The organism is Pseudomonas sp. TMB3-21, from assembly GCF_054898145.1.
In genome coordinates this window covers 1,907,372-1,927,819 of the sequence record NZ_CM142718.1, presented here as the reverse complement: position 1 = coordinate 1,927,819, position 20,448 = coordinate 1,907,372, and the positions used below count along the sequence as shown (strand labels likewise).

General features: G+C 59.7%; 20 protein-coding genes. 12 read left to right on the top strand and 8 right to left on the bottom strand.

The window, feature by feature from the left end:
- Positions 1–53 precede the first annotated feature (53 nt).
- The 3 genes from ftsX to ftsY are packed head-to-tail and all read right to left on the bottom strand — an operon-like array spanning position 54 to position 3,240.
- Entirely contained in the window at positions 54–1,076 is a 1,023-nt protein-coding gene (ftsX, locus tag ACYZTS_RS08900; RefSeq protein ID WP_028621163.1) for a permease-like cell division protein FtsX, read from the bottom strand.
- Positions 1,073–1,744 (bottom strand): cell division ATP-binding protein FtsE, encoded by a 672-nt coding sequence (gene ftsE / locus ACYZTS_RS08895; RefSeq protein ID WP_017341290.1) that lies wholly within the window; start codon positions 1,742–1,744, stop codon positions 1,073–1,075. The genes ftsX and ftsE overlap by 4 nt, the downstream gene beginning before the upstream one ends.
- Positions 1,741–3,240, bottom strand: a complete 1,500-nt coding sequence (ftsY, locus tag ACYZTS_RS08890; RefSeq protein WP_461995394.1) for a signal recognition particle-docking protein FtsY — start codon at positions 3,238–3,240, stop codon at positions 1,741–1,743. Before ftsY ends, ftsE begins: the two co-directional genes overlap by 4 nt.
- Before the next feature lie 341 nt (positions 3,241–3,581).
- On the opposite strand from ftsY, the gene ACYZTS_RS08885 reads away from it, so the two are divergent.
- Genes ACYZTS_RS08885 through ACYZTS_RS08870 form a run of 4 tightly spaced genes read left to right on the top strand, consistent with a single transcriptional unit; the run spans position 3,582 to position 8,087 of the window.
- Positions 3,582–4,937: a M16 family metallopeptidase gene (locus ACYZTS_RS08885; RefSeq protein WP_461995392.1), complete on the top strand. Its 1,356-nt coding sequence runs from the start codon at positions 3,582–3,584 to the stop codon at positions 4,935–4,937.
- Positions 4,930–6,420 carry a M16 family metallopeptidase gene (locus tag ACYZTS_RS08880; RefSeq protein ID WP_461995390.1) on the top strand — a complete coding sequence of 497 codons (1,491 nt, stop codon included), beginning with the start codon at positions 4,930–4,932 and terminating at the stop codon, positions 6,418–6,420. Before ACYZTS_RS08885 ends, ACYZTS_RS08880 begins: the two co-directional genes overlap by 8 nt.
- Positions 6,420–7,034, top strand: coding sequence for a 16S rRNA (guanine(966)-N(2))-methyltransferase RsmD (rsmD, locus tag ACYZTS_RS08875; RefSeq protein ID WP_461995388.1), 615 nt, complete (start codon positions 6,420–6,422; stop codon positions 7,032–7,034). Before ACYZTS_RS08880 ends, rsmD begins: the two co-directional genes overlap by 1 nt.
- 57 nt (positions 7,035–7,091) lie before the next feature.
- Positions 7,092–8,087 (top strand): hydrolase, encoded by a 996-nt coding sequence (locus tag ACYZTS_RS08870; protein WP_028621168.1) that lies wholly within the window; start codon positions 7,092–7,094, stop codon positions 8,085–8,087.
- 106 nt (positions 8,088–8,193) lie between these two features.
- Here the strand turns inward: ACYZTS_RS08870 and ACYZTS_RS08865 are convergent, their stop codons facing one another.
- Together ACYZTS_RS08865 and ACYZTS_RS08860 are read right to left on the bottom strand one after the other, a co-directional pair.
- Positions 8,194–9,048 carry a sulfurtransferase gene (locus tag ACYZTS_RS08865; RefSeq protein ID WP_028621169.1) on the bottom strand — a complete coding sequence of 285 codons (855 nt, stop codon included), beginning with the start codon at positions 9,046–9,048 and terminating at the stop codon, positions 8,194–8,196.
- Positions 9,049–9,081: 33 nt separating this feature from the next.
- Positions 9,082–9,753 (bottom strand): TetR/AcrR family transcriptional regulator, encoded by a 672-nt coding sequence (locus tag ACYZTS_RS08860; protein WP_461995385.1) that lies wholly within the window; start codon positions 9,751–9,753, stop codon positions 9,082–9,084.
- Between the two features lie 146 nt (positions 9,754–9,899).
- On the opposite strand from ACYZTS_RS08860, the gene ACYZTS_RS08855 reads away from it, so the two are divergent.
- From ACYZTS_RS08855 to ACYZTS_RS08835, 5 genes are all read left to right on the top strand, one after another.
- On the top strand, positions 9,900–11,330 hold the full coding sequence (locus tag ACYZTS_RS08855; RefSeq protein ID WP_028621171.1) for a coniferyl aldehyde dehydrogenase: 1,431 nt from the start codon (positions 9,900–9,902) through the stop codon (positions 11,328–11,330).
- A 28-nt stretch (positions 11,331–11,358) separates the two neighbouring features.
- A complete protein-coding gene (locus tag ACYZTS_RS08850; protein ID WP_028621172.1) occupies positions 11,359–11,904 on the top strand; it encodes a hypothetical protein in 546 nt (181 codons plus the stop codon).
- Positions 11,905–12,035: 131 nt separating this feature from the next.
- Complete coding sequence (locus tag ACYZTS_RS08845) at positions 12,036–13,631, top strand: GMC family oxidoreductase (protein WP_461995383.1); 1,596 nt, start codon at positions 12,036–12,038, stop codon at positions 13,629–13,631.
- A 115-nt stretch (positions 13,632–13,746) separates the two neighbouring features.
- A complete protein-coding gene (gene coaD / locus ACYZTS_RS08840; RefSeq protein WP_007945531.1) occupies positions 13,747–14,226 on the top strand; it encodes a pantetheine-phosphate adenylyltransferase in 480 nt (159 codons plus the stop codon).
- Between the two features lie 102 nt (positions 14,227–14,328).
- Entirely contained in the window at positions 14,329–14,580 is a 252-nt protein-coding gene (locus ACYZTS_RS08835; RefSeq protein WP_028621174.1) for a YfhL family 4Fe-4S dicluster ferredoxin, read from the top strand.
- 156 nt (positions 14,581–14,736) lie between these two features.
- On the opposite strand, the gene ACYZTS_RS08830 is transcribed toward ACYZTS_RS08835, so the two are convergent.
- From ACYZTS_RS08830 to ACYZTS_RS08820, 3 genes are read right to left on the bottom strand one after another with little or no spacing between them, the layout of a single operon-like run.
- Complete coding sequence (locus ACYZTS_RS08830) at positions 14,737–15,060, bottom strand: multidrug transporter (protein WP_028621175.1); 324 nt, start codon at positions 15,058–15,060, stop codon at positions 14,737–14,739.
- Between the two features lie 54 nt (positions 15,061–15,114).
- A complete protein-coding gene (gene mutM, locus ACYZTS_RS08825; protein ID WP_461995380.1) occupies positions 15,115–15,927 on the bottom strand; it encodes a bifunctional DNA-formamidopyrimidine glycosylase/DNA-(apurinic or apyrimidinic site) lyase in 813 nt (270 codons plus the stop codon).
- 43 nt (positions 15,928–15,970) lie between these two features.
- The gene (locus ACYZTS_RS08820) at positions 15,971–16,786 is read right to left on the bottom strand and encodes an HDOD domain-containing protein (protein WP_461996387.1); all 816 of its coding nucleotides are present in this window, start codon (positions 16,784–16,786) and stop codon (positions 15,971–15,973) included.
- 210 nt (positions 16,787–16,996) lie between these two features.
- Between ACYZTS_RS08820 and ACYZTS_RS08815 the strand changes: the two genes are divergently transcribed.
- From ACYZTS_RS08815 to ACYZTS_RS08805, 3 genes are all read left to right on the top strand, one after another.
- Positions 16,997–17,536, top strand: coding sequence for a type 1 glutamine amidotransferase domain-containing protein (locus tag ACYZTS_RS08815; RefSeq protein WP_461995378.1), 540 nt, complete (start codon positions 16,997–16,999; stop codon positions 17,534–17,536).
- Positions 17,537–17,760: 224 nt separating this feature from the next.
- The gene (locus ACYZTS_RS08810; protein WP_028621179.1) at positions 17,761–18,957 is read left to right on the top strand and encodes a class I SAM-dependent rRNA methyltransferase; all 1,197 of its coding nucleotides are present in this window, start codon (positions 17,761–17,763) and stop codon (positions 18,955–18,957) included.
- A gap of 242 nt (positions 18,958–19,199) precedes the next feature.
- A complete protein-coding gene (locus ACYZTS_RS08805; protein ID WP_461996385.1) occupies positions 19,200–20,444 on the top strand; it encodes a multidrug effflux MFS transporter in 1,245 nt (414 codons plus the stop codon).
- Positions 20,445–20,448 lie beyond the last annotated feature (4 nt).

Sequence of the window (20,448 nt, the reverse complement as noted above, 5' to 3'; positions counted from 1 at the left end):
ACCGATAGACAAGTTCCCACAAAAACTGAAAGGTCAATACGCGCAAAAAGATACTACTTCGGCGCCAACTCCCTGAGATGACGAGCGACTGCAATCCATGCACCGATATAACCCAACAGCAACGCGCCAAGCAAGAGCGACAGACCATCGGCAACCGGCACTCCCGCCAGCGCAAAATCACTGCCGTAAAGGCCGGCCAGCCCAACCACCGCATCGTTCAACCAATCAAGCCCGAAGGCCAATACACCCCAGGACAGAACCCCTGCACCGAGGCCATACAGCGCGCCCATATAAAGGAAGGGCCTGCGCACATAGCTGTCAGTGCCGCCCACGAGTTTAATCACTTCTATCTCTGTGCGGCGGTTTTCAATATGAAGACGAATGGTATTGCCTATCACCAAAAGTAATGCAGAAACCAGAAGCACGGTCAGACCGAAGACAAATCGGTCGCCCAGCTTGAGGATGGCTGCCAGACGCTCGACCCAGACTAGATCAAGTTGCGCCAGTTGTACCTTGGGCAACTCGGAAAGTTTTTGTCGTAATGCTTCAAGCGCGGGCTTGTCGACCTCGTTCGGCGTAACCAGGACGACGCCAGGCAGCGGGTTCTCCGGCAGTTCCTTGAGCGCATCGCCCAGTCCGGACTGTTGCTGGAATTCTTCCAGTGCCTGATCCCGGCCGACATATTCAGCCTCTGCGACGCCTGGGATGCCCTTGATCTGTTCACGCAACGCTTCGCCCTCGGTCGGGCTGGCGTCCAGTTGCAGGTACAGGGAAATCTGCGCCGCGCGCTGCCAGGAACCGCCCAGACGCTCGACATTATTCAGCAGAAGTGACAGCCCCATGGGCAGACTGAGTGCCACCGCCATTACCATGCAGGTGAAGAAACTGCCGATCGGCTGTTTGCCCAAACGGCGCAAACTGTCGAGCAGACTGGCCCGATGGCTTTCAACCCAGGCACGGAACAGTGTGGCGAAGTCCGGGCCGTCATCCTCGTCGCGTTTCTTCTTCGGCGCTTGCGGGTCGGCAGCTTTGGGCGCGACTCGCTCGGAAACCTTGGGACTGCGTGTCGCACTCATACCCCGGCCTCCCCGTCGCCGATCAAGCGACCGCGCTGCAAGGTGAGCATGCGATGACGCATGCGGGCGATCAGTGCCAGGTCATGGCTGGCGATGAGCACACTGGTGCCCAGACGATTGATGTCTTCGAACACGCCCATGATCTCGGCGGCCAGACGCGGGTCGAGGTTACCGGTGGGCTCATCCGCCAGCAGCAAGGCTGGCCGATGGACGATGGCGCGGGCGATGCCGACCCGCTGCTGCTGACCGGTGGACAAGTCTCCAGGGTAGAGATCGGTTTTGTCCGAAAGCGCCACGCGCTCCAGAGCCGAGTCCACGCGCTTGGCGATTTCGGCTTTGGAGAGGCCGAGAATCTGCAATGGCAGGGCAACGTTGTTGAATACCGTGCGATCAAACAGCAGCTGGTGATTCTGAAACACCACGCCGATCTGCCGACGCAGAAAAGGAATCTGCGCATTGCTGATAGTGCCGAGGTCTTGCCCGGCCAGGAGCAATTTGCCCGTGGTCGGACGCTCCATGGCCAGCAACAGGCGCAACAGCGTGCTTTTGCCTGCACCGGAATGGCCGGTGACAAAGAGAAACTCGCCACGACGGACTCGAAAGCTCAGCTCATGCAAGCCGACGTGACCGTTCGGGTAGCGTTTACCGACCTGTTCGAAACGAATCATGAACGCTCCCGCTCGGCAAACAATGCCTGGACAAAGGGTTCTGCTTCAAAAGTACGCAAGTCATCGATGCCTTCACCGACACCAATGTACCGAATCGGCAGACCGAACTGCTTGGCCAGGGCGAAAATCACCCCGCCCTTGGCGGTGCCGTCGAGTTTGGTCAGGGCCAGACCCGTCAGCTCGACGGTCTGATGGAATTGCTTGGCTTGGCTGATGGCGTTCTGACCGGTGCCCGCGTCGAGCACCAACAGCACTTCGTGAGGCGCGTCGGCGTCGAGTTTGCTGATGACGCGGCGAACCTTTTTCAGTTCTTCCATCAGATTGTCTTTGGTGTGCAGACGACCAGCAGTGTCGGCGATCAAGACGTCGATGCCTCGCGCTTTGGCGGCTTGCACGGCGTCGAAGATCACTGAAGCGGAATCGGCGCCGGTGTGCTGAGCGATGACCGGGATCTTGTTGCGCTCACCCCAGACCTGCAACTGCTCCACGGCAGCAGCGCGGAAAGTATCGCCGGCCGCAAGCATGACTTTCTTGCCTTCAAGCTGCAGTTTCTTGGCGAGTTTGCCGATGGTGGTGGTCTTGCCGGCGCCGTTGACGCCAACGACCAGAATCACGAACGGCTTGTTCTGCGCGGCGATTTTCAGCGGCTGCTCGACGGGCTTGAGCATCGCCGCGAGTTCAGCCTGCAGGGATTTGTACAGCGCAGCGGCGTCGGCCAGTTCCTTGCGCGCAACTTTCTGCGTCAGACGCTGAATGATCACCGAGGTCGCTTCAACACCCACGTCAGCCGTCAGCAGGCGGGTTTCGATGTCTTCGAGCAGCTCGTCATCGATGATTTTTTTGCCGAGAAACAGACTCGCCATGCCTTCGCCGATGCTGGCGCTGGTCTTGGACAGGCCTTGCTTGAGGCGGGCGAAGAAACCGGATTTGCTTTCTTCCGTGCGTGATGGCTCGACGGGGCTGTCGAGCTGTGCAACGGGCTCAGCTGCTGCGGGGGCAATGACAGGCGCAGGCGCTGCGACCACGGGCTCAACCGGAGCAACCGGAGCAATGACAGCAGGCGGCTCGGGTTCCACAACTACAGGCGCTGGCTCGACCTCAACCACCGGCTCAATGACTGGCGTTTGAACGGGCTCGGGAGAAAACGCAGCCGGCGCCGGAATCGGCGGTGCGACATGCGCAGCTTGCTCATCTTCAACCAGCGCCACCGGCTCTTCCGCCACCGGCAATGTCAGCCATGGCTCGCCAGCAAGCGTCAACGGCTGTTCGGTGACGGTTTCAGGCTCGGATTCTGCCGCGGGCTGCAGCACCGGCTCGGCGATCGGCAAGACAATCGGCGCTGGCGCTTCATCGATAACGGGCGCGGGGGTTGCCTCAGGAAGTGGCTGTGGCTGTTCGACGACGGGTTCCTGCGGTTTTTTGCGCAGCCATCCGAACAGGCTTTTTTTCTCGCCAGCCGCAGCTGGGGCTTTCTTGTCGTCGTTGGAACCAAACATGGAGGACGGCTATCTCACGGTGGCGACGCGCCATGGGCGCCTCGGCAATTAAATATTAGTGCAGAACAGACTGCGATTGACCCAGCTTGTTCACGCGCACCCTTAAGACGAGGTGCTAATGGCACCTTACAAAAACGATTTCACGAAGGACTGCAGCGGCAAAATCGGCGAAAAGGCAGATATAAGTTGTCAATTAACAGCCTTCTCCCGCAAACCTATTCAACCTGATCAAACCCGAAGGCTTGATAGGCGTGGCCGCCAGCAAAACGGATCAGTATCCTAGCACCCTCTCGCCCGCCGACGCTAAGACCTAGCGGGCAGCCCCAAAGGTTTAAAAACGAATGAATGCTTTTGTCCGCCGCGCTGCAGGCCTGCTGCTCAGCACAGTTTGTCTGCCACTTTCAGTCTTCGCTGCCGACCCGCAACCCACCCACGAATTCACCCTCGACAATGGCCTGAAGGTCGTCGTGCGCGAAGATCATCGTGCGCCGGTGGTCGTTTCCCAGGTCTGGTACAAGGTTGGCTCCAGTTACGAGACGCCGGGGCAAACCGGTTTGTCTCACGCCCTGGAACACATGATGTTCAAGGGCAGCGAGAAGGTCGGGCCGGGTGAAGCTTCACTGATCCTGCGCGACCTCGGCGCTGAAGAAAACGCCTTCACTAGCGACGATTTCACCGCGTATTACCAGGTGCTGGCCCGCGATCGTCTGGGCGTTGCGTTCGAGCTGGAAGCAGATCGTATGGCCAGCCTGCGTTTGCCGCCGGACGAATTCGCCCGCGAAATCGAAGTCATCAAGGAAGAACGCCGCCTGCGCACCGACGACAAGCCGATGTCCAAGGCCTACGAACGCTTCAAGGCCATGGCTTACCCGGCCAGCGGTTACCACACGCCGACCATCGGCTGGATGGCAGACCTGGACCGCATGAAAGTCGAGGAACTGCGGCACTGGTATCAATCCTGGTACGCACCGAACAACGCCACGCTGGTGGTGGTCGGCGACGTCAGCCCGGATGAAGTCAAAACCCTCGCCCAGCGCTATTTCGGCCCGATCGCCAAGCGTGACATCCCTGCGGCGAAAATCCCGCTTGAGCTGGCGGAACCCGGCGAACGAAAGATCACTCTGCACGTACAGACTCAATTGCCGAGCCTGATGCTGGGCTTTAACGTGCCGAGCATCGCAACTGCTGAAGACAAGCGTTCGGTCAACGCTTTGCGCCTTATCTCGGCGCTGCTTGACGGCGGCTACAGCGGACGTATCCCGACGCAACTTGAGCGTGGCGAAGAGCTGGTCTCGGGCGGCTCGTCGAGCTACGACGCCTACACCCGAGGCGACAGCCTGTTCACCCTGTCGGCCACGCCGAACACCCAGAAAAACGTCACCATGGCGCAAACTGAAGCCGGTCTGTGGAAGCTGCTCGATCAGTTGAAAACCACCGCGCCGTCCGCCGAAGAACTGGAGCGCGTACGTGCGCAAGTCATCGCCGGCCTGGTCTACGAGCGCGACTCGATCACCAGCCAGGCCACCGCTATTGGTCAACTGGAAACCGTCGGCCTGTCGTGGAAACTGATGGACAGCGAACTCGCCGACCTGGAAAGCGTGACCCCGCAAGACATCCAGAAAGCCGCCAAGCTGTATTTCACCCGCGAACGTCTCAGCGTCGCCCATGTACTGCCACAGGAGACGACTCATGAGTGAGCGTAAAACACCGCGCCTGGCGCTGATCGGCCTCGTTGTCGTCGCACTTATCGGCTCTGCCGTTTTCTATTTCTCGAAGACCGATGAGTCCAATGCCAGCGAAGCGCTGGACAAGGCCAAGGCCAGCCAGAAACTGCAATCGCTGGCCGAACTAAATGGCAAGGCGCCGAGCCATCGCTCGCTGGACGTGCAGACCTGGAACACCGCCGAAGGCGCCAAGGTGATGTTCGTCGAAGCCCGTGAACTGCCGATGTTCGACATGCGCCTGATCTTCTCCGCCGGCAGCAGCCAGGACGGCGATGCCCCCGGCCTCGCCGTACTGACCAACGCAATGCTCAATGAAGGTGTCGCCGGCAAAGACGTCGGCGCCATCGCCCAAGGCTTCGAAGGCCTCGGCGCGGATTTTGGCAACGGTGCTTTCAAAGACATGGCGCTGGCCTCGTTGCGCAGCCTGAGCGCAGCGGACAAACGCGAACCGGCACTGAAACTGTTCTCTGAAGTGGTTGGCAAACCTACCTTCCCCGCCGACTCCTTCGCACGCATCAAGAATCAGATGCTCGCAGGCTTCGAATATCAGAAACAGAACCCCGGCAAACTGGCCAGCATCGAACTGATGAACCGCTTGTACGGCGATCACCCCTACGCCCACTCCAGCGATGGCACGGCGAAAAGCATTCCACCGATCACATTGGCGCAGCTGCAGGCCTTTCATGCGAAAGCCTATGCAGCCGGCAACGTGGTGATTGCGTTGGTGGGCGATTTGTCGCGCAGCGAAGCCGAGGCGATTGCCGCTCAGGTGTCCTCAGCACTGCCTAAAGGGCCGGCATTGCCGAAACTGGCGCAACCGACCGAACCAGCGGCCAGCATCGGCCACATCGAGTTCCCGTCGAAGCAAACCAACCTGATGCTCGCGCAGCTGGGCATCGATCGCGATGATCCGGATTACGCAGCGCTGTCAATGGGCAATCAGATCCTGGGCGGCGGTGGTTTCGGTACGCGTTTGATGAGTGAAGTACGCGAGAAACGTGGCCTGGCCTACGGCGTGTATTCGGGTTTCACTCCGATGCAGGCGCGCGGTCCGTTCATGATCAACCTGCAAACCCGCGCAGAAATGAGCGAAGGTACGCTGAAGCTGGTGCAGGACGTGCTCGCCGATTACCTGAAAACCGGTCCGACCGAAAAAGAACTCGACGACGCCAAGCGTGAGCTGGCCGGCAGCTTCCCGCTGTCCACCGCCAGCAACGCCGACATCGTCGGTCAGCTAGGCGCCATGGGTTTCTACAACCTGCCGCTGAGCTATCTGGAAGACTTCATGCAGCAGTCTCAGGCCCTGACCGTCGAACAGGTCAGAACAGCCCTGAACAAACATTTGAGCACGGACAAAATGGTCATCGTCAGCGCTGGCCCGACCGTGCCGCAAAAGCCGTTACCGGCCCCATCTGATAAACCTGCCGAGCAACCGCTCGGGGTTCCGGAGCACTAATGGCCACTTCCCGTCCAAAAAAACCTGTCCACAACGTGCACAACGGCGTGAATCAACTGCGCATCATCGGCGGCGAATGGCGCAGCCGTAAGCTGAGTTTCCCGGACGCGCCTGGCTTGCGGCCGACCCCGGACCGGGTACGCGAGACCCTGTTCAACTGGCTCGCGCCCTATGTCGACGGGGCCAGGGTGCTCGATCCGTTCGCCGGCAGCGGCGCGCTGTTTCTCGAAGCCTTGTCCCGCGGCGCGGCCATGGGGCAGGCGCTGGACGCGAGCAACATTGCGGTGTCGAGCCTCAAGGAACACCTGGGCACATTGCGCTGCACCACCGGCCAGGTGCAGACCGCCGATGCGCTGCGTTATCTGGAAACCCAGACTGCGGTTGCCTACGACCTGGTGTTTCTCGACCCACCGTTCAACCAGAACCTGTTGCCGACCGTTTGCGCATTGCTGGAAGAGCGTCAGTGGCTGGCCAATGAGGCGTGGGTGTACACCGAAAGTGAAACCGCGCCCTCGACCCTCGGCCTGCCAGCCAACTGGCGCCTGCATCGCGAGCAAAAATCCGGGCGGGTCTACTATTCTTTATGGCAACGTACGGCAGAGATCGCCGGTTAATCGACCGGCCTGAACACGGTGCGTCAGCGATGACGCACCTCTGCATCGAGAACCCTCGTGTCCCATCCCGCAGAACGCTTCACCCCCGCCTTCGGCCTTGGCAACCCGCACTTGCAAACCTTGTGGGGACCGCTGTGGCGTAAAACCACCCACATAGACCGCGAACGTGAACGCTTGTGGCTTGAAGACGGCGACTTCCTCGACCTTGACTGGCACGGCCCGCACAGCGCCGATGCGCCGTTGGTGCTGGTGTTGCACGGCCTGACGGGGTCGTCGAATTCGCCTTATGTAGCCGGGCTGCAAAAAGTGCTGGGTGCTCAAGGCTGGGCCAGTGTTGCGCTGAACTGGCGTGGCTGTTCGGGCGAGCCCAATCTGCTATCGCGCAGCTATCATTCCGGTGCCAGCGAAGACCTCGCCGAGGCCATTGCGCACGTGCGGGCAAAACGCCCGCTCGCACCGCTGTACGCAGTTGGCTACTCGCTGGGCGGCAATATCTTGCTCAAGCATCTGGGCGAGACAGGCAGTCACAGCGGTATCACCGGGGCGGTTGCAGTGTCGGTGCCCTTTCGGCTCGACCACTGCGCCGACCGCATCGGCCAAGGTTTTTCGAAGGTCTATCAGGCGCATTTCATGCGGGAAATGGTGGGCTACATCAAGAACAAGCAACGGCAGTTTCAGCACGATGGCCGCGAGGACAGCCTGGCGGAGCTGGCCGCGCTCGGTTCACTGGAAAACATGCGCACCTTTTGGGATTTCGATGGCCGGGTGACGGCGCCGCTGCATGGGTTTACCGATGCGCACGACTACTACCGCCGTGCCTCAAGCCGCTATTTTCTGGGTGAGATTCGCACGCCGACATTGATCATTCAGGCGGCGGACGATCCGTTCGTCTTCCCTCACAGCTTGCCGCTGGCAGATGAATTATCAGCCACCACGCAATTCGAATTGCAGCCCAAAGGCGGGCACGTAGGATTTGTCGATGGCACGCTTCGCCGACCGGATTACTACCTGGAACGGCGTATTCCACAGTGGCTGGCCAGCCTCGAACAATAAACACCACTGGGGGAGCGGGCTTGCTCGCAATGACGCTGGGCGAGTAGACATTTGCGCCACTGACGGACCGCTTTCGCGAGCAAGCCCGCTCCCACAGGGAATGTGATTATTCGCCGACCGCGATGCCTCGCGCCGGCTCGTTGATCCATTCGCTCCACGACCCGGCGTACAAAGCGCCCAACGGATAGCCCGCCAGGCACAAGGCAAAGAGGTTATGGCAAGCGGTGACCCCGGATCCGCAGTACGCCACCAGATCTTCCGGTGAGCGATCGGCCAGCTTTTCAGCAAAGCGCTGCTTGAGCTGATCGGCCGGCAGAAACCGCCCGTCACTGCCCAGGTTGTCGGTAAACGCGGCACATTGCGCACCGGGAATGTGCCCGGCCACCGGGTCGATCGGCTCCACCTCGCCCTTGAAACGCGACAAGGCGCGGGCGTCGAGCAAGGTCAGCGCTGGCTGGCCCAGCCGCTGTTGCAGTTGCTCGGCATCGAGTACCAACGAATCATCGGGCGTGCCTGTGAAGGTGCCGCGGGTGATCGACGGCGCATCCAGGCTCAGTGGCAAGCCGGCGGCATGCCAGGCCTTGAGGCCGCCATCGAGAATGAACACACCGTCGCGTTTGCCCAGCCACGCCAACAGCCACCAGGCACGCGCCGCGTAGGCCCCGGGGCCGTCGTCGTACAAAATCACTTCGCTGTCGGCATTGACGCCCCAGGCTTGCAGTCGCTCGATCAGGTCCTGCGCTTGCGGCAGCGGGTGCCGCCCGGTGACACCCTTGACCACTTCGCCGCTCAGATCACGCTCAAGATCGGCGAAGCTGGACCCGGCAATGTGCCCTTCGGCATAGCTGCGCTGACCGTAGACCGGGTCTTCAAGGGCAAAACGACAATCCAGAATCACCCGTCCGGGCTGTTCTGTCTTCTGGTCCAGTGCTTGCGGGCTGATCAGTTGCGCAATGGGCATAACAAGCTCCTGTAATGGGGACGATGCTGAATCCTACTGCACTTCCTCAAGGGCCTGGGCCAGCGGCACGTAAAACTCCTCGAACAACGCATTGACCGCCTCTCTCGACTGATCCGTGACGAACCCGGCTTCCAGCACCAGCACTTGATACACGCCGCGTTTAATCGCCTGTTCGCTGAGATGGCTGGAATTCTCCCGCGTGGTGCACAGAAAACGCACCCACGACGTCAGAATAATCCAGGCATTGAGTGTCAGCGATTCGATCTGCACCTTGTCCATGCGCAGAATGCCGGCGTCGACGAAGCCTGCGTAAATGTGGGTGCCATGGATGAGGCTGCGCTGGGAAAAGCGCCGATAACGGGCCGCGAGGTCCGGGTCGCTGTCGAGCAGGTGTTCGAGGTCGCGATGCAGAAAACGATAGCGCCACATCGCGGCCAGTAATTCCTGCAGATAAAAACGCTTGTCATCGACGGTCGCCGCGCGCCCCTGGGGCGGGCGCAGAAAGCTGTCGACCAGGCTTTCATACTCACTGAACAGCACAGCGATAATCGCCTGCTTGTTAGGGAAGTGGTAATACAGATTGCCCGGAGAGATCTCCATATGGGCGGCGATGTGGTTGGTGCTGATACTGCGCTCGCCCTGTTGATTGAACAGCTCGAGGCTGTTCTGCACGATGCGCTCGCTGGTTTTGATCCGAGGGGCCATGGCTTGAGCTTTAATTCAGAGTGCGATAGCGGGCATCTTACGACTTATCGACGAACGGATAAAACCACAGGATGCGAACATGTTATTTGACTTTTTAGAGCATTGGCTCTAAAAAGCTCGACATCACAATAAACCCGGAGCTCACGATGCCTGCTGAAATTGCCTACCTGCAAACCTTGCAGCAGCCACTCGAAGAACTTCAACATCAATTCAACACCCAGCGCGCAGCCTATGCTGCCAACCCCATGCCGCCCGCTGCCCAGCGCCTGCAATGGCTCAAAGCCCTGCGCGATCTGCTGAGCAACGAGCGCCTGCGCCTGATCGAGGCCATCAGTCAGGATTTCAGTCACCGCAGTGCTGACGAAACCTTGCTGGCAGAACTGATGCCCAGCCTGCACGGCATTCATTACGCGAGCCAGCACTTGAAAGGCTGGATGAAAGCCTCGCCCCGCAAGGTCGGGCTCGCTTTCCAGCCGGCGGCAGCCAAGGTGGTTTATCAACCGCTGGGCGTGGTCGGGGTGATTGTGCCGTGGAATTATCCGCTGTATCTCGCTATCGGCCCGTTGGTGGGCGCGCTGTCGGCGGGCAATCGGGTGATGCTCAAACTCAGTGAGTCGACCCCGGCCACCGGCTTGCTCCTCAAGGAACTGCTCGGCCGGATTTTCCCGCAAGACCTGGTCTGCGTGGTGCTTGGCGAAGCCGACATTGGCGTGGCATTTTCCAGACTGCGCTTCGATCACCTGCTGTTCACCGGCGCCACCAGCGTTGGCAAGCACGTGATGCGCGCCGCTGCAGAAAACCTGACGCCGGTGACGCTTGAACTGGGCGGCAAGTCGCCGGCCATCGTTTCCCGCGACGTGCCGCTGAACGATGCAGCCGAGCGCATTGCATTCGGCAAAACCCTCAATGCAGGGCAAACCTGCGTGGCGCCGGACTACGTTCTGGTCCCGCATGAACGTGTCGGCGCCTTTGTCGAAGCGTATCGCCAGGCTGTCCGCGGGTTTTATCCGACACTTGCAGACAACCCGGACTACACCGCGATCATCAATGACCGACAACTCGCCCGACTGAACGGATACGTGAGCGATGCCACCAGCAAAGGCGCGCTATTGATTCCGTTGTTCGACCAGGGTCAGGGTCGTCGCATGAGTCACAGCCTGCTGCTTAACGTCACTGACGACATGATGGTGATGCAGGACGAAATCTTCGGGCCGTTGCTGCCGATTGTTCCCTACAAGGATCTGGACGAGGCGTTTGCCTACATCAATCAACGACCTCGGCCACTGGCGCTGTACTACTTCGGCTACGACAAGCGCGAACAAAACCGTGTGCTGCACGAAACCCATTCAGGCGGTGTTTGCCTCAACGACACCTTGCTGCATGTCGCTCAGGACGATATGCCGTTCGGCGGTATCGGCGCCTCGGGCATGGGCCATTACCATGGCCGCGAGGGGTTTCTGACGTTCAGCAAGGCCAAGGGTGTGCTGATCAAACAGCGCTTCAATGCGGCGCGTCTGATCTACCCGCCCTATGGCAAATCCATTCAAAAACTGATCCAGAAGCTTTTCATCCGTTAACCACCGCTATTACCGGGTAATAACAATAATGAGCCCAGGCCTGTCCGAATCACCCGCGCTGTCACGGCGCGGTTTGCTCAAATTCAGTCTCGGCGCAAGCGCGTTCCTGGCCACGGCCGGAGTGGGCGCGAGCCTGAGTGGCTGCTCATCGGGTATCCCCGCCAACGGTTTTGCGACATTGCGCAGTGGTGACCTGCTGTTTTTACGGGCGGTGATCCCGGTGATGCTCGACGGTGCCGTGGCCGAAGCCAAGCTGACGGCGGCGCTGGACGGCACTTTGAAGAACCTGGACAACGGGCTGGATCACCTGTCGCCGGAAATGCTCAAGCTGACGCGGCAGTTGTTCGATGTGCTGGGGATGACCGTCACGCGCGGACCGCTGACCGGGATCTGGGGCAGTTGGGAAAACGCCAGTGCCGATCAGATTCGGCACTTTCTGCAGCGCTGGGAAAACAGTTCGTTGAGTCTGCTGCGCATGGGGCATAGCTCGTTGCTGCAGATGGTGATGATGGCGTGGTATGCCCATAAGGAATCGTGGGCGCATTGCGGGTATCCGGGGCCGCCTGCGGTTTAAGAACAAGTCGCGCCCTTCGCGAGCAAGCCCGCTCCCCACAGGGGTTCGCGTCGGTCTTGTGGGAGCGTGTTTTCCCCGCGAAGGCGCCAGCCGCAGTACCTTCAACTTTAGAACAATAAGAGATCAAGAATATGCCCGTACCCGACCCATTCCGCGAAGGCATGGCCCGTGGCTGGAAAACCCGCGACGGCTCCCGGTTGACAGAGAATCTGACCCTGGAAGCCGATGTGGCGATCATTGGCAGCGGCGCGGGCGGGGGCACGACGGCGGAAATCCTCAGCGCCGCCGGCTACAAGGTGCTGCTGATCGAAGAAGGCCCGCTGAAAACCAGCAGCGACTTCAAGATGCTCGAAGATCAGGCCTACACCAGCCTCTATCAGGAAGGCATCGGGCGGATGAGCAAGGACGGTGCGATCACTATCCTGCAAGGGCGCGCCGTCGGCGGCACAACGCTGATCAACTGGACGTCGAGCTTTCGCACGCCCGAGCCGACGCTCGACCACTGGGCCAACGAGCATGACGTAAAAGGTCACTCCCCTGCCGACATGGCGCCCTGGTTCGAACGCATGGAACAACGCCTCGGTGTTGCGCCCTGGCAAGTGCCGCCGAATGCCAACAACGATGTGATTCGCAAGGGCTGCGAGCAACTCGGCTACAGCTGGCATGTCATCCCGCGCAACGTGCGCGGTTGCTGGAACATCGGCTATTGCGGCATGGGCTGCCCGAGCAACGCCAAGCAGTCGATGCTGGTCACGACCATACCGGCGACTCTGGAAAACGGTGGCGAGCTGCTGTATCTGGCCCGCGCTGAAAAACTCCTGTTCTCCGGCGATCAGGTCAGCGAATTGCACTGTGTCGCCATGGACCAGCGCTGCGTCGAGCCTACCGGCAAGACGATCACGGTCAAGGCACGGCATTACGTACTGGCCGGCGGCGGCATCAACAGCCCCGCCCTGCTCCTGCGCTCCGACGCGCCCGATCCGCACCAGCGACTGGGCAAGCGCACGTTCCTGCATCTGGTCAACATGTCTGCCGCGCTGTTCGACGAGGTGATCAACCCCTTTTACGGCGCACCGCAATCGATCTATTCCGACCATTTTCAGTGGCAGGACGGCACCACTGGCAAGATGTCCTACAAACTGGAAGTGCCGCCGCTGCACCCGGCATTGGCGAGCACTTTGCTGGGTGGTTTCGGCGACGAAAGCGCGCGCCACATGCAGCACCTGCCTCACACCCACGCCATGCTCGCCCTGTTGCGCGATGGCTTCCACCCGGACAGCCCGGGCGGCAGCGTCGAGTTGCGCGGCGATGGCACGCCGGTCCTCGATTACCCGGTTTCGCCCTACACCTGGGACGGGTTACGCAGAGCGTTCCACAGCATGGCCGAGATTCAGTTTGCCGGCGGGGCCAAAGCGGTGATGCCGATGCATGCGGATGCGCGCTACGTGAAAAGCCTCGGCGAAGCGCGAACGCTGATCGATGGCTTGAGCCTGGAGCTCTATCGCACGCGCCTGGGCAGCGCGCATGTGATGGGCGGCTGCGCCATGGGCGAAGATCCGAAAAATGCCGTGACCGACAGCCTCGGCCGCCATCATCAAATTACCAATCTGTCGATCCACGATGGCTCGCTGTTCCCCACCAGCATTGGCGCAAACCCGCAACTGTCGGTCTATGGGCTGACCGCTCAACTGGCAACTTCGCTGGCTGAACGTTTGAAAAACCGCTGAAAAGAGCGAATATTCCAAACGTCTATAGTGCCTACTTACCCAACAGGCGACTTGGCCGACCGGGTAGGCTGCGATACCATCCGACTCCCCAACGGACTCCCGCCAGGACGACGCGATGAACCGAGTGTTGTACCCAGGTACATTCGACCCTATTACCAAGGGCCATGGCGACTTGGTCGAACGCGCCGCGCGCCTGTTCGATCACGTGATCATTGCTGTCGCTGCCAGCCCCAAGAAAAACCCGCTGTTTCCCCTGGAACAGCGGGTGGAGCTGGCCCGCGAAGTCACCAAGCATTTGCCGAACGTTGAAGTCGTCGGCTTCTCGACGCTGTTGGCGCACTTTGCCAAAGAGAAGAATGCCAACGTGTTTCTGCGGGGATTACGCGCGGTCTCAGACTTTGAATACGAATTTCAGCTGGCCAACATGAACCGTCAGCTGGCGCCGGATGTGGAGAGTCTGTTTCTGACGCCGTCCGAGCGTTATTCCTTCATTTCTTCGACACTGGTGCGTGAAATTGCAGCCTTGGGCGGCGATATCACCAAGTTTGTCCACCCTGCCGTGGCGGATGCGCTCACCGAACGCTTCAAGAAGTAACAACCGCTCAAGCGGCGCCCGCGTGCACTGCGGGCGCCAATGCGGCACAATTGCGCGCATTGGTTTATTGCGCCCGGGCTCCACACCCAGGCTGGAGTTAGCATGTCCCTGATCATCACCGACGATTGCATCAATTGCGACGTCTGCGAACCCGAGTGCCCGAACGCCGCCATTTCCCAAGGCGAAGAGATCTACGTGATCGATCCGAATTTGTGCACGCAGTGCGTGGGTCACTATGACGAACCGCAGTGCCAGCAAGTGTGCCCGGTGGATTGCATTCCGCTGGACGAAGCGCATCCGGAGACTGAAGAGCAGTTGATGGCGAAGTATCGGGTGATTACCGGGAAGGTTTGAGTCAGACATTTTGTAGAGTCTGTCCCGACCTCATCGCGAGCAGGCTCGCTCCCACAGGGGAATGGGGTGTACTCAAATGTTGTGATCAACCCAGAACATTGTGGGAGCTAGCCTGCTAGCGATGAGGCCTCAGCCACACCGAAGATCTGACTGGCCTCACTCCCGCTGCTCGAACCCCTCGCCGATACACCCCAGGCACCGCACAAACGCGGCTTTCCCTGGATCGACCACCAGCGCCTTGCCCGCATCGCCGATGCCGCCACCGAGCGCGGTAAACGGTAAAGCCACCACAAACAGACCTGCGCCAATCACCGTCGCCACAATCAACAAGGGCCGGGCAATCAGCAAATCACCGATCATGGCGTAGGCTGGCGGATTCTGAATGGTGTAGCGCGGGTCGCCACTTCCGACGTTGGCCGCCAGCGCTGGCGTAGCCGTGCTGATCAGCAAAACAACAGCGAGCGTTCGAAACAGATTCATGAGGCGATCCTTCGACTGGACAGTGAAAACACAGACTATAGACCTAAAGCCCTGTCATCTCTGACAGCGCGGGCAGAACACGCTGGCGCGCTGGCCGAGTTTGACTTCGCGCAGCGCGGTTGCGCAGACCTTGCACGGCTTGCCTCCGCGACCATACACAAACAGTTCCTGCTGAAAATAACCCGGTTGACCGTCGCCACCGATGAAGTCGCGCAACGTCGTGCCGCCACGCTCGATCGCGGCCGCCAGGATGCGTTTGATCTCGATCGCCAGTTTCAGATAACGCGCCCGTGAAATGCCTCCGGCCTCGCGACGCGGGTCGATCCCGGCGGCGAATAGCGCTTCGGTCGCATAAATATTGCCGACGCCGACCACCACCGCGTTGTCCATGATGAACGGCTTGACCGCCATCGAGCGTCCGCGGGACTGCTGGAACAGCCGATCGCCATCGAACAGGTCGGTCAACGGCTCCGGCCCAAGGCGCAGCAACAACTCGTGGTTGTGCGGATCGGCGCTCCAGAGCATCGCACCAAAGCGCCGCGGATCTGTATAACGCAGCGCCAACCCCGATTCCAGTTCGATATCGACATGCTCGTGCTTGGCCGCCGGCATGCCGATCTCGACCAGACGCAAATTGCCCGACATGCCCAAATGGCTGATCAAGGTGCCGACTTCGGCGTTGATCAGCAGGTATTTGGCACGCCGCTCCACCAGCACGATCCGCTGGCCGGACAAGCGCACATCCAGATCTTCCGGGATCGGCCAGCGCAGACGACGATCGCGCACGATCACCCGGCTGACACGCTGCCCTTCCAGATGGGGCGCGATGCCGCGGCGGGTGGTTTCGACTTCCGGCAGTTCTGGCATGGGGCTCTCGGATCAGGCGCTCGGCTGAGGCACTGGCCGCGACTCAGCGATGAGTGCCGAGGTCGCGGATGGTTTGTTTGAGGGTTTCGAAGTCGTAGTCCGACAGACCGACGTAATCCAGCACGATGGGCGCAATGCTGTTCCATTCCTGATCTTCGGACTGATTGCCCAGCACTCGATAAGACGCACAAATGTGTTCAGCCATTTTCAGAATCGCCAGCAGATTTTTCAACTGACTGTTGCGCGACGATTCATCGTTGAAAATCGCCAGGGCATTGTGATGATTGGCGATAGCCGTACTTACATGTTCCGGCAGGCGCCAGGATTTGGCCGTGTAATAACCGACCACTGCGTGGTTGGTATTGAACACGCGGTTTTCGGTGTCGACCACCCGGCATTCGCTGCTGGCGCTGGCATACGCTTCTTCCAGCACCGTCATGTAGTTGGGAAACCGCTGGAGCATCAACGGCACGCCGCAGTCGTGAAACAGGCCCAGCGCGTAGGCTTCATCGCCTGCCTGCACGCCGATGCGCTTGGCCAGCGTCAGGCACGTCATCGCCACATCCTGAGCGGTGTCCCAGAAACGGTTAAGGGTAACGATGGTGTCGTCGTTCAACTCACCCTTGATCGATTGTGCGTTGATCAGGTTGATGATTGAACGGCTGCCCAGCAAATTCACTGCACGCTGGATCGAGGTGATTTTGTTGCTCAAGCCGTAATACGGCGAATTGACAATCTTCAGCAGCGAACCCGAGAGGCCCGGGTCCTGGGAGATCAGCTTGGCAATCACCTCCAGGTCCGGATCGGGCATGTACTGTTCCATCTGCAAATCCACCATGATCTGCGGCTGGGCAGGCACGCTGATGCCCTGCAGGGACTGTTGGATCTGTTCGGCGGTCAGCTCTTGGGACATAAGTACACACTCTGGGTCAGGCGCCGATTCTACCCTTTCTGAACTTGGATCCGACACACCGGCGGGCACATCGCCGGAACTTTCATTGTTCGCCAGGCTTCGGACTGTGTAATGCCCGTGAAGGCAAAACACACATTCAAGTCAGGAGAATCAATCATGTCCACTTCCCTGAACGGCAAGCGTGTCGCGATTCTGGTAACCGATGGTTTCGAGCAGATCGAGCTCACCGGACCCAAGCAAGCACTGGAGGAAGCCGGTGCACAGGTCGATATACTGTGCGCCGAGGAAGGTCAGGTCAAAGGCTGGAATCACGACAAACCGGCCGACGATTTCGATGTTGATCAGACCTTCAAAAGCGCCACCATCGACCAATACGATGCCCTGGTATTACCGGGCGGCGTGCAGAATTCCGACACAATTCGTATTGATCTCGATGCACAGCATCTGGTGAAAACCGCAACATCGGCGGGTAAACCGATTGCGGTGATTTGCCACGGCGCCTGGTTGCTGATTTCCGCCGGACTGGTTCGTGGCAAGTCGATCACCAGCTACAAGACACTCAAGGATGATCTGGAGAATGCCGGGGCGAACTGGGTTGACAAGGAAGTGGTGACTGACGGGAATCTGATCAGCAGCCGTCAGCCGGATGATATTCCGGCGTTCAATCGGGAGTTGATCAGCGCGTTGTCGGCCTGACACCAAACCATTGTGGCGAGGGGATTTATCCCCGTTGGGCTGCGCAGCAGCCCCAAAACCAGCGCAGAGATTACGAAATTCCATTTGCGATGGGTTGCGACTGCTGCGCAGTCGGACGGGGCAAGCCCCCTCGCCACAGGCAAGCCCCCTCACCACATGTCCACCCGCAAACCTGTGCGTGGCCCAACACGCTATACTCCCGCTCTTTTTTCCGGAGCGACGTCATGTCCCTGCCTAGCCTGCGCCTCAAAGCCAACGCCGATCGTCGCCTGCGAAACGGCCACTTGTGGGTCTATAGCAACGAAATCGATGTAGCGGCGACTCCTTTGCACGGCTTTAAGGCCGGTGACCAGGCGATCCTCGAAGCCGCCGGCGGCAAGCTGTTGGGCATCGTCGCCATGAGCCCGAACAATTTGATCTGCGCCCGCCTGCTGTCGCGCGACATCAAATTGCCGCTGGACAAGTCGCTGCTGGTGCATCGCCTGAACGTCGCCCTGTCCCTTCGAGATCGTCTGTTCGACAAGCCGTTTTACCGCCTGGTCTACGGCGATTCCGATTTGCTGCCAGGTCTGGTGGTCGACCGTTTCGGCGACATTCTGGTGGTGCAGATCGCTTCGGCCACCATGGAAGCGCACAAAGACGACGTGATTGCAGCGCTGACTCAAGTGCTCAAGCCCAGCGGCATTCTGTTCAAGAACGATTCTGCTGCCCGTGACGCTGAAGGCCTCAATCGCTACGTCGAAACCGTGTTCGGCCTAGTGCCGGAATGGGTTTCGCTGGAAGAGAACGGCGTGAAATTCGAAGCGCCGGTCATCCAGGGTCAGAAAACCGGCTGGTTCTACGATCACCGCATGAACCGCGCGCGTCTGGCCCCCTATGCCAAAGGCAAGCGCGTGCTCGACCTGTACAGCTACATCGGCGGTTGGGGTGTACAAGCCGCTGCGTTTGGCGCCAGTGAAGTGTTCTGCGTTGATGCGTCCGCCTTCGCCCTCGACGGCGTCGAGCGCAATGCCGCGCTGAACGGCGTAGCAGAGAAAATGACTTGTCTCGAAGGCGATGTGTTTGATGCCTTGAAAGAGCTGAAAGCCAGTGAAGAACGTTTCGACGTGATCGTTGCCGATCCACCGGCGTTCATCAAACGCAAGAAAGACATGAAAAACGGTGAAGGCGCCTACCGTCGCCTGAACGAGCAAGCCATGCGCCTGCTCACCAAGGACGGCATCCTGGTCAGCGCTTCGTGCTCGATGCACCTGCCGGAAGATGATTTGCAGAACATCCTGCTGACCAGCGCCCGTCATCTGGACCGCAACATCCAGATACTGGAACGTGGCGGCCAGGGCCCGGATCACCCGGTGCATCCGGCGATTGCAGAAACGCGCTACATCAAGAGCATCACCTGCCGGTTGCTGCCGAATAGCTGATTGACGTCTGCTGCCTGCTGGTGCGGAGCTGGTCCGAAATTGGGGTCGCTTCGCAACCGACGCAGGCTGCGCCAGCTGCTACATGAAGTGAGTGGGCTTTCTGTAGCAGCTGCCGAAGGCTGCGTTCGAGGACGAAGTCCCCGCCCTCTATTGCCTATCAAGCACCGTTCGCAGGACCGCCCGCTCGATCCCACAACAGATTCAGAAAAATCTCACGCACTGCTGAATTGACTTCCGTACTCATCAGGTCAACGCTCGATCCCCCTCACGGACCGAGAGCGTTGTCGATGAACCCTTCCACGCGCACCGCGAAAAAATCCTCGCTCATCCTGCTGTTGCTGACAATGACGCTCCTCGGCGTATTCCCGCTGGACGTCGTTCTCCCTTCGTTTCCCGCACTCTCTGAGCACTTCCAGAACCCGGCGTCGGACATTGCCCTGTCTGTCAGCCTGTTCGCCATCGGTCTTGCGCTGTCGGTGGTGCTGGTCGGGCCGCTGTCGGACAGATTGGGCCGAAGAAACCTCTTGCTCACCGGCATCGCCATCTCGGCAATCGGAGCGACAGGCTGTCTGGTGTCCGGCGACTATCGCTGGTTTCTGTTTTTCCGTGTGGTACAGGCGGTGGGTTGCGGCGCATTCGTGCTGTCGCAGGCGTTGATTCAGGATTTGTTCGTCGGCAGAGAACAGGAGCGAATCCGCATCTGGATGACGACCGCAGCGGGTGTGTTCATCTCTATTTCGCCTTTGCTGGGGACCTGGCTGCAAATGCATTTGGGCTGGGAGGGCAGCTTTTATGTGTTTATCGCCCTGGCAGTCATCGTCTGGGTAAAGACTGGCGTGCTGCTTCAGGACAACCCACGCAGGCGCAAACCGTTGTCCGCACATTTTTTCAATGCCTACTGGCGACTCTGCTCCGATCTGCGCTTTACCGGTTATTGGCTCATTTCGGCCCTGGCGTTCGCCTGCCATTTTTCCTTCATCGTCATCTCCCCGATCATTTTCATGGAGCGCCTGGGCCTTTCGCCCTACGAGTTCGCCTGGGCGTTGTTGTTGTATGGCGTGGCGTATGTGTTGGGCGGGATAGTCGCCAGTGCGCTGCATCGACATCTGCAATCCAATACCCAGATCATCGTCGGGCTCGGGTTGATCGCGCTGTCAGGGCTGATCATGCTGCTGCTGGCAAACCTGTTCGGGCTCACTGCTGCGACGGTGCTGATCCCGATGCTCATTTGCACGGCCGGCACGACCATTGCCAGGCCTATTGCCAACTCCAAAGCGATGTCACTCCATCCGGAGGATGCCGGCACGTCCTCGTCGGTCGGCGGCGTCATGATCTTCATGAGTGGCGGGGTGATCAGTTTGCTGATCAATCTTGCCTCCGAAGACCTGACGACCGCACTCGGCCTGTGCTTCCTGATCCTGAGCGCTGCAGGTCTCGGTTTGAACGCAGTGATCATGCGAAGCACGCCGGCACTGAAAACCAGCTGAGCGG

What these genes read in the sequence shown, in the direction of transcription:
- ftsX (WP_028621163.1), bottom strand. Translation starts at nt 1,076, where the DNA reads ATGAGTGCGACACGCAGTCCCAAGGTTTCCGAGCGAGTCGCGCCCAAA.
- ftsE (WP_017341290.1), bottom strand. Translation starts at nt 1,744, where the DNA reads ATGATTCGTTTCGAACAGGTCGGTAAACGCTACCCGAACGGTCACGTC.
- ftsY (WP_461995394.1), bottom strand. Translation starts at nt 3,240, where the DNA reads ATGTTTGGTTCCAACGACGACAAGAAAGCCCCAGCTGCGGCTGGCGAG.
- ACYZTS_RS08885 (WP_461995392.1), top strand. Translation starts at nt 3,582, where the DNA reads ATGAATGCTTTTGTCCGCCGCGCTGCAGGCCTGCTGCTCAGCACAGTT.
- ACYZTS_RS08880 (WP_461995390.1), top strand. Translation starts at nt 4,930, where the DNA reads ATGAGTGAGCGTAAAACACCGCGCCTGGCGCTGATCGGCCTCGTTGTC.
- rsmD (WP_461995388.1), top strand. Translation starts at nt 6,420, where the DNA reads ATGGCCACTTCCCGTCCAAAAAAACCTGTCCACAACGTGCACAACGGC.
- ACYZTS_RS08865 (WP_028621169.1), bottom strand. Translation starts at nt 9,048, where the DNA reads ATGCCCATTGCGCAACTGATCAGCCCGCAAGCACTGGACCAGAAGACA.
- ACYZTS_RS08860 (WP_461995385.1), bottom strand. Translation starts at nt 9,753, where the DNA reads ATGGCCCCTCGGATCAAAACCAGCGAGCGCATCGTGCAGAACAGCCTC.
- ACYZTS_RS08855 (WP_028621171.1), top strand. Translation starts at nt 9,900, where the DNA reads ATGCCTGCTGAAATTGCCTACCTGCAAACCTTGCAGCAGCCACTCGAA.
- ACYZTS_RS08850 (WP_028621172.1), top strand. Translation starts at nt 11,359, where the DNA reads ATGAGCCCAGGCCTGTCCGAATCACCCGCGCTGTCACGGCGCGGTTTG.
- ACYZTS_RS08845 (WP_461995383.1), top strand. Translation starts at nt 12,036, where the DNA reads ATGCCCGTACCCGACCCATTCCGCGAAGGCATGGCCCGTGGCTGGAAA.
- coaD (WP_007945531.1), top strand. Translation starts at nt 13,747, where the DNA reads ATGAACCGAGTGTTGTACCCAGGTACATTCGACCCTATTACCAAGGGC.
- ACYZTS_RS08835 (WP_028621174.1), top strand. Translation starts at nt 14,329, where the DNA reads ATGTCCCTGATCATCACCGACGATTGCATCAATTGCGACGTCTGCGAA.
- ACYZTS_RS08830 (WP_028621175.1), bottom strand. Translation starts at nt 15,060, where the DNA reads ATGAATCTGTTTCGAACGCTCGCTGTTGTTTTGCTGATCAGCACGGCT.
- mutM (WP_461995380.1), bottom strand. Translation starts at nt 15,927, where the DNA reads ATGCCAGAACTGCCGGAAGTCGAAACCACCCGCCGCGGCATCGCGCCC.
- ACYZTS_RS08815 (WP_461995378.1), top strand. Translation starts at nt 16,997, where the DNA reads ATGTCCACTTCCCTGAACGGCAAGCGTGTCGCGATTCTGGTAACCGAT.
- ACYZTS_RS08810 (WP_028621179.1), top strand. Translation starts at nt 17,761, where the DNA reads ATGTCCCTGCCTAGCCTGCGCCTCAAAGCCAACGCCGATCGTCGCCTG.